General features: G+C 69.6%; 7 protein-coding genes. 2 read left to right on the forward strand and 5 right to left on the reverse strand.

The features are described 5' to 3' along the window. Positions 1-2 precede the first annotated feature (2 nt). From ACWIHT_RS47050 to ACWIHT_RS47065, 4 genes are all read right to left on the reverse strand, one after another. Positions 3-92 carry a DUF397 domain-containing protein gene (locus ACWIHT_RS47050; protein WP_456174611.1) on the reverse strand — a complete coding sequence of 30 codons (90 nt, stop codon included), beginning with the start codon at positions 90-92 and terminating at the stop codon, positions 3-5. A gap of 80 nt (positions 93-172) precedes the next feature. Continuing rightward, the gene (locus tag ACWIHT_RS47055; RefSeq protein ID WP_456174801.1) at positions 173-1,147 is read right to left on the reverse strand and encodes a hypothetical protein; all 975 of its coding nucleotides are present in this window, start codon (positions 1,145-1,147) and stop codon (positions 173-175) included. Between the two features lie 122 nt (positions 1,148-1,269). Then, entirely contained in the window at positions 1,270-2,274 is a 1,005-nt protein-coding gene (locus ACWIHT_RS47060) for a zinc-dependent alcohol dehydrogenase (protein ID WP_456174802.1), read from the reverse strand. Then, on the reverse strand, positions 2,271-3,428 hold the full coding sequence (locus ACWIHT_RS47065; RefSeq protein ID WP_019067075.1) for a mandelate racemase/muconate lactonizing enzyme family protein: 1,158 nt from the start codon (positions 3,426-3,428) through the stop codon (positions 2,271-2,273). The genes ACWIHT_RS47060 and ACWIHT_RS47065 overlap by 4 nt, the downstream gene beginning before the upstream one ends. 226 nt (positions 3,429-3,654) lie before the next feature. Between ACWIHT_RS47065 and ACWIHT_RS47070 the strand changes: the two genes are divergently transcribed. Next, positions 3,655-4,470, forward strand: coding sequence for an SCO2400 family protein (locus ACWIHT_RS47070; protein WP_456174803.1), 816 nt, complete (start codon positions 3,655-3,657; stop codon positions 4,468-4,470). 69 nt (positions 4,471-4,539) lie between these two features. Here the strand turns inward: ACWIHT_RS47070 and ACWIHT_RS47075 are convergent, their stop codons facing one another. Continuing rightward, positions 4,540-4,992, reverse strand: a complete 453-nt coding sequence (locus ACWIHT_RS47075) for a MarR family winged helix-turn-helix transcriptional regulator (RefSeq protein ID WP_456174804.1) — start codon at positions 4,990-4,992, stop codon at positions 4,540-4,542. Between the two features lie 147 nt (positions 4,993-5,139). Here ACWIHT_RS47075 and ACWIHT_RS47080 point away from each other — a divergent pair, with 147 nt between their 5' ends. Beyond that, positions 5,140-6,138 (forward strand): NADP-dependent oxidoreductase, encoded by a 999-nt coding sequence (locus tag ACWIHT_RS47080; RefSeq protein ID WP_456174805.1) that lies wholly within the window; start codon positions 5,140-5,142, stop codon positions 6,136-6,138. The last annotated feature ends 164 nt before the right edge of the window (positions 6,139-6,302 follow it).

A 6,302-nucleotide genomic window follows, 5' to 3' on the forward strand; every position in this document is an offset into this window, starting at 1 on the left:
CATCACACCTCTTCCAGCAAGTGCACGAAGTCCGTCCATGCGGCAGAGGCGACGGCAAATCGCGGACCCTCGGTGTTCTTCGAGTCACGGATGTGCCCTTAAGCGCAGGGTGAGTCAAGAGGGGCGCGGGGAACTGCGCGACCAGCCACAACGGACCCGCAGTCCCCGTCGGTCAGTCCGTGGCACTCTCGACCGGGAAACGGTTCAAAGACCCCGGCAACCTGGACCCCAGCGGAGCCATGTCGCCGTCCGCGCCGTGGCGGGCCAGCAGGTCGAGGGCGAGTCGGCCCCGGCGGACCCGTTCGCGGGCCGTGTCGAGGGTGACGTCACGGAGGTGGGTGCCCCACGGGTAGATACCGGGGGCCTTGGAGAGGCCGAACTTCAGGTACAGCGGGGCCCCGCGGCGGATCAGCTCCGCGACCTCGTACATCCGGATGTAGCCACCGAGGTCGTCCGGCGCCTCGATGTACATGTCCATGGGCGCCGCCGACACGCGCCGGATCTCGGTGAGATGGTCGAGCGTGAGGTCGCTGGGCACGTTGAGCGAGTCCGCGCCCAACTGCTCGTAGACCCCGTACGCCGCCGGGTTGACCGGCCCGATCAGCGCCGAGACCTTGAGCGTCGTGTCCGCCGGGATGATCCCGGCGACCCGCGCCCGGTGCAACGTCCACAGCACACCCTCGTCGGCGACGAGCAGGCACTTGACGCCCAACTCCGTTGCCCGCACGGCGTCTTCGATACAACCGGCGACCGCGTCGTGGCCCCGGGCCCGCAGACCCCCGCCGCGCGAGTCGGAGCGGACCGAGCCGCCGATGTCCCAGGTCCCGCGCGGACCGGTGAACAGGCACAGCTCGATGTCGCGTTCGGCCGACGCCTCGACCATCTCGGTGATCTCGGAGTCGGTCAGCATCCACACACCGCTGCCCTGGCTGATCCGGTGGATCGGGACGTCGAGGCGCGAGGACTCCTTGAGGATGACCGCCAGCGCCTCGGGACCCTCGCAGGAGGGGATCTCGGTGCGCCAGCGACCGCCGCCGGGGAACGTGTGCGGCGAGGCGTCGGCGGGGTCGAGGGCGGGCGCGCCCAGGCCGAGCGCGGCGAGCGCCTGCTCCCCGGGCCTGCGGGCTGCCGTGGCGGTGTCGGTCACTGGCTGTCCTTCGTGTTCGGTATTTCGGACGCGGTTCGCGGCTCGGGGTACGGAAAAACTGTGGTGGTACGTCGGCACGGGATGGTCAGGACACCCCGTGCCGACGTACGGCTAGGGGTTTCCTACGGCCGCAGCAGCACCTTGCCGACCTTGGGATCGCCGGACCCCACCAGCTCGATGGCCTGCGGGAACTCGGCGAGCGGCAGCTCATGGGTGACCAGGGCGAGCGGATCGAGCAACCCCGCCCCGAACACCCGCACCGTGTGCGCCCAGGCGTCCGGCGGTGCCCCGAAGACGGCGTGCACCTCCAGCTGCCGTACGACGAGATCGGTCGGGTCGAGACCCTCCGCGCCCGGCGCCGGGATGCCGGTCAGGACCAGCCGTCCGCCGCGCCGGAGCAGGGCGGCCGCCGTACGGGCCGCGTCCGCCGAACCGGCCGTCTCGATCACCACGTCGAAGTCGTCCGGGAGTTGCTCGTTCTTGGTACGGAAGTCCGTCGCGCCGAACTGCTCGGAGAGGGTCGCGCGGTCCGGGCGGGAGCCCACGACCAGGAGCGCGGCGGGGGAGTTCGCCTTGAGGAACTGGATCGCGAACATGCCGAGCGTTCCGGTGCCCACGACAGCCACGCGTTCACCCGGCCGCGCGTTCGCCTTCAGTGCCGCCGCCGCGATGCAGGCCGCCGGCTCCAGCAGCGCCGCCGCCGTCAAGTCGGCCTCGTCCGGGAGGACATGGAGCAGCCGGGCGGGGAGCGTGAGGGTGGTGGCCATCGCGCCGGGCTGGGTGAAGCCCGTCTCCTCGTAGCCCGCCGAGCACAACGTTGTCTCGCCGGAGTGACAGCGGTCGCAGACCTGGCAGTTGCGGAAGCCCTCCCCAACCACCTTGCGGCCGACCAGACTTGACGGCACCCCTGCACCGACCGCCTCCACCGTGCCGGACCACTCGTGGCCCGGGGTGAGCGGGTAACGGACGTACCCTTCCGGCCTGTTGCCCTGGTACACCTCGCGGTCGCTGCCGCAGATGCCCACCGCGTGGACGCGCACCAGAACTTCGTCGGGTCCGGGCTCGCGCGGTGTGTGCGGGACCAGCCGGTGCTCGCCCGGTCCCGCGATGACGACCGCCGTGCTCACTTCGAGCCCTTCGGCTTGCGCTGCTCCCAGCCGTCCGCCCACAGGTCGAACCGGGCCTGCTGCTGCGGGAATTCGGCCGCCGCGTCGACGTCCAGCTCGACGCCGAGACCGGGCGCGTCGGAGAGGTGGAAGTAGCCGTCGATCACCTGCGGGGCACCCTTGACGACCTTCTTGATCTCCGCGTCCGCGAAGTCGTTGAAGTGCTCCAGGATCTTGAAGTTCGGGGTGGAGAAGCCGACTTGGAGGGAGGCGGCGGTCAGCACCGGCCCGCCGACGTTGTGCGGGGCGACGAGGACGTAGTGCGCCTCCGCGGTCGCGGCCAGCTTGCGGGTCTCCCAGATGCCGCCGATGTGACCGACGTCCGGCTGGATGATGTCGACGGCCTGGCTCTCGAACAGCTCGCGGAACTCGACGCGGTCGTGGATGCGTTCACCCGTGGCGACCGGGATGTCCACCTTGGCGGCGACCTTCTCCAGCGCCTTCAGGTTCTCCGGCGGGCACGGCTCCTCCAGCCAGGCCGGCTTGAACGGCGCGAGCTCGTGCGCGAGCCGTACGGCGGTGGAGGGCGAGAAGCGGCCGTGCATCTCCAGCATCAACTCGGCGTCCGGGCCGATCGCGTCCCGTACGGCCTCGATGAGCGAGACGGCGTACAGGGTCTGCTCGTGGTCGAGTTCGAAGTGCCCGGTCCCGAACGGGTCGATCTTCAGCGCCTTGTAGCCGCGCTCCATGACCCCCTGGGCGGCCTTGTGATAGGCCTCCGGGGTCCGCTCGGTGGTGTACCAGCCGTTGGCGTACGCCTTCACCTTGTCGGTGACCTTGCCGCCGAGCAGCTGCCACACCGGCACGCCCAGGGCCTTGCCCTTGATGTCCCAGCAGGCCATCTCGATGACGGCGATGCCGGACATCACGATTTCGCCCGCACGGCCGTAGTCGCCGTACTTCATCCGGCGTACGAGGTCTTCCACGGCGAACGGATCGGAACCGAGAATGTGGTTTGCCTCGGCCTCGCGCAGGTAACCGATCAGCGCGTCGGTGTGGCCCAGCATCCGGGTCTCGCCGACGCCTGTGACGCCCTCGTCGGTGTGCACTTGGACGTACGTCAGATTGCGCCATGGCGTCCCGACCACGTGCGTGCTGATTCCCGTGATGCGCACGGCAGATGCCCCCTGTGCTCTTCGGTGCTGCTGTTCGAAATTTCGGCTCACGTTCGAAATGCTGGGCAGACAGTAAGGACGGCGGGGCGGGAGTGTCAATGGGTCGAACGCGTAACGGTTCGGCAAGGGTTTCGGCCGACGTTTCGGTCAGGCGCGCGGTTCCTTGCACAATTTTCACAGCGGTGGCTATGAACGTCACCTGGGGGGAACTTACTCTTCCGGCGTCATGGACTACTGCCACCCCTGCGGCCGGCACCTGAACGGCGCTCTCGCGTGCCCGGGGTGCGGCGCATCAGCCGAAGCGCCGGGCGAGTCGACTCCCGCGCACACGCGTGGAGTTGACGTGCGTTCGCAAACGGACGGAGCCTCGGAGGAGGGCCGGGACGCGCACGAGGGAGACGGTGAGGGCGGCGAACGCCAGGGGCGCGCCGCGCGGCGGAAGAACCGCGGACGCGGCCGGGGCGACGGCGGTGGCGAGGCCGACAGAGCGGGCGCCGGCGACAGAGCGGGCGTCGGCGACGGCGAGGGACCGGAGGCGGCGGGTGCGAGTCGTCGCGATCGCAAGGCCGCTGCGCACCGCCGACGGCGGCGCCGGGTGCTGCTCGTCGTGGCCGGTTTCGTGCTGGCGGGCGGTGGCCTGAGCCTGGCAGAGCTGGGCACCGACGCGCCGTTCTCGGCCCCGAAGTCCTCGGCGTCGGGGGACGCGTCGGCGGAGGTCGGGGCGTCCTCGGACGCGAGCGGCACCGCCGAGCCCCTGGACGACACGGAGACCGTGGGAACCGGCACGGGCTCGGCGTCCCCGGATGCCTCCGCGTCCCGGATCGCGTCGCCGTCGGGGTCCGGGAAGAGCACACGGGATCCCGCCGGATCGCGGACACCGACGACGGGCGCCGGCACCACATCCCCCGCGTCGACGTCCACCGTCGACCCGCCCGCCGCCACCGACCCGACGGCCACCCCGTCCTCGGAGTCGTCGTCCTCGGACGCGAGCCCGACGCCGTCACCTTCGGAGACGTGCGAACAGATCCTGTTGTGCCCCTGAGCCACCTGGCTCGGGCGCGGGCGCGGGAGGATGGTTTGGGTGCGGGAGGACGGTTTGGGCGCGGCCGGGTCAGATCTCCAGCATCCGTCGTAGCAAGCCGCGCAGGGCCAGTCGTTCGTCGTCCGACAGTCCTGCGAGTGGTTCTCGCGCGAATCGGAGAGATTCCCGCAGGCTACGAGCCACCCGGCGCCCCTCGTCCGTCGCCGCCGCCAGCTTCACGCGCCGGTCGGCGGGATCCGGGCGGCGTTCCACCAGGCCTCGCGTCTCCAGCCTGTCCACGATCCCGGTGACGTTCGACGGCTCGCACTTCAGCTTCTGCGCCAGCTTGCGCATCGGCAGCGGCTCCAGTGACAGCAGGCTCAGCAGCCGCGCCTGCGCGCCGGTCAGCGAGTGGTCGCCCGCCGCCGCCTCGTAGTCCTCGTAGAACCGCGCCACGACATCGCCGATCAGCTCGACGACCTCCAGGGTCACGGGGTCGGCGCGGCGCGTCTTGTCGGAGCGCGTCTTTTCGGGTGTGGCCATGCGTCGAGCGTACCCCGTTACTTGACATCATGAAATATTCAGAGGCATGGTTGTTTCAGGTACTGAAGTATTTGGGCTCCCTGCGCGGAGACCCGCACGGAAACCCGCAGGGAAACCCGCACGGAGACACGAAGAAAGGCGCTTGTGATGATCAACCGCGAATGGCACCTGCTCAGCCGCCCGGTCGGCTGGCCGAAGCCCGAGGACTTCGCCCTGGTGGAGACCGAGACCCGGACCCCGGGCGAGGGCCAGGTGCTGGTGCGGAACAAGTACCTCTCCGTCGACCCGTACATGCGCGGCCGGATGAGCGCCGCCAAGTCGTACGTCGCCCCCTTCGAGCTCGGCAAGGTCATGCAGGGCGGCGCGGTCGGCGAGATCGTCGAGTCCAACGCCGAGGGGTTCGCCGTCGGCGACCACGTTCTGCACTTCGGCGGGTGGCGCGAGTACGCGACCATCGACACCAAGGGCACCGTCAAGGTCGACCCCGACCTCGCCCCGCTCTCCACCTACCTCGGCGTCCTCGGCATGACCGGCCTCACCGCCTACGCCGGGCTGCTGCGCACCGCCTCCTTCAAGGAGGGGGACTCGGTGTTCGTCTCGGGTGCTGCCGGTGCGGTGGGTAGTCAGGTGGGGCAGATCGCCAAGCTCAAGGGTGCGTCCCGGGTTGTTGGATCCGCCGGGTCCGACGACAAGGTCAAGCTGCTTGTGGAGGAGTACGGGTTCGACGCCGCCTTCAACTACAAGAACGGGCCGGTGAGTCAGCAGCTGCGCGAGGCCGCTCCGGACGGTGTCGATGTGTACTTCGACAACGTCGGCGGTGAGCATCTTGAGGCCGCTATCGGGTCGCTCAACGAGCGTGGGCGCATTGCCATTTGCGGGATGATCTCTGTGTACAACAGCACTGAGCCCGTGGCCGGGCCCAAGAACCTCGGGCGGCTCATTCAGACCCGGGGGCGTATCGAGGGGTTCCTCGTCGGCGACCACTACGACTTGCAGCCGGAGTTCGTGCGGGAGGTCGGGGGGTGGGTCTCTTCTGGGGAGCTGAAGTACCGGGAGACCGTCGTCGAGGGGATCGAGAACAACCTTGAGGCGTTCCTGGGGCAGCTGCGGGGGGACAACACGGGGAAGATGATCGTCAAGCTTTGAGTTGGTGGGGGTGCTGAGGCGCCGCGTAGCTGGGCCGGTGTTGGGTAGGCGCCGCGTAGCCGGGCCAGCGTTGAAAAGGCGCCGCGCACCTCTTTTGGTTCGGTCGCCTTCGGGGCGCTTTAAGCCGGTGTCGAGAGGCCCATCGTGCTCGGCGCTGCGCGCCT

The sequence above is a fragment of the Streptomyces sp. NPDC002276 genome (assembly GCF_053891435.1).

Excerpts from the sequence above, each read along its gene's own strand:
- ACWIHT_RS47080 (WP_456174805.1), top strand. The coding sequence starts at position 5,140 with ATGATCAACCGCGAATGGCACCTGCTCAGCCGCCCGGTCGGCTGGCCG.
- ACWIHT_RS47075 (WP_456174804.1), bottom strand. The coding sequence starts at position 4,992 with ATGGCCACACCCGAAAAGACGCGCTCCGACAAGACGCGCCGCGCCGAC.
- ACWIHT_RS47070 (WP_456174803.1), top strand. The coding sequence starts at position 3,655 with ATGGACTACTGCCACCCCTGCGGCCGGCACCTGAACGGCGCTCTCGCG.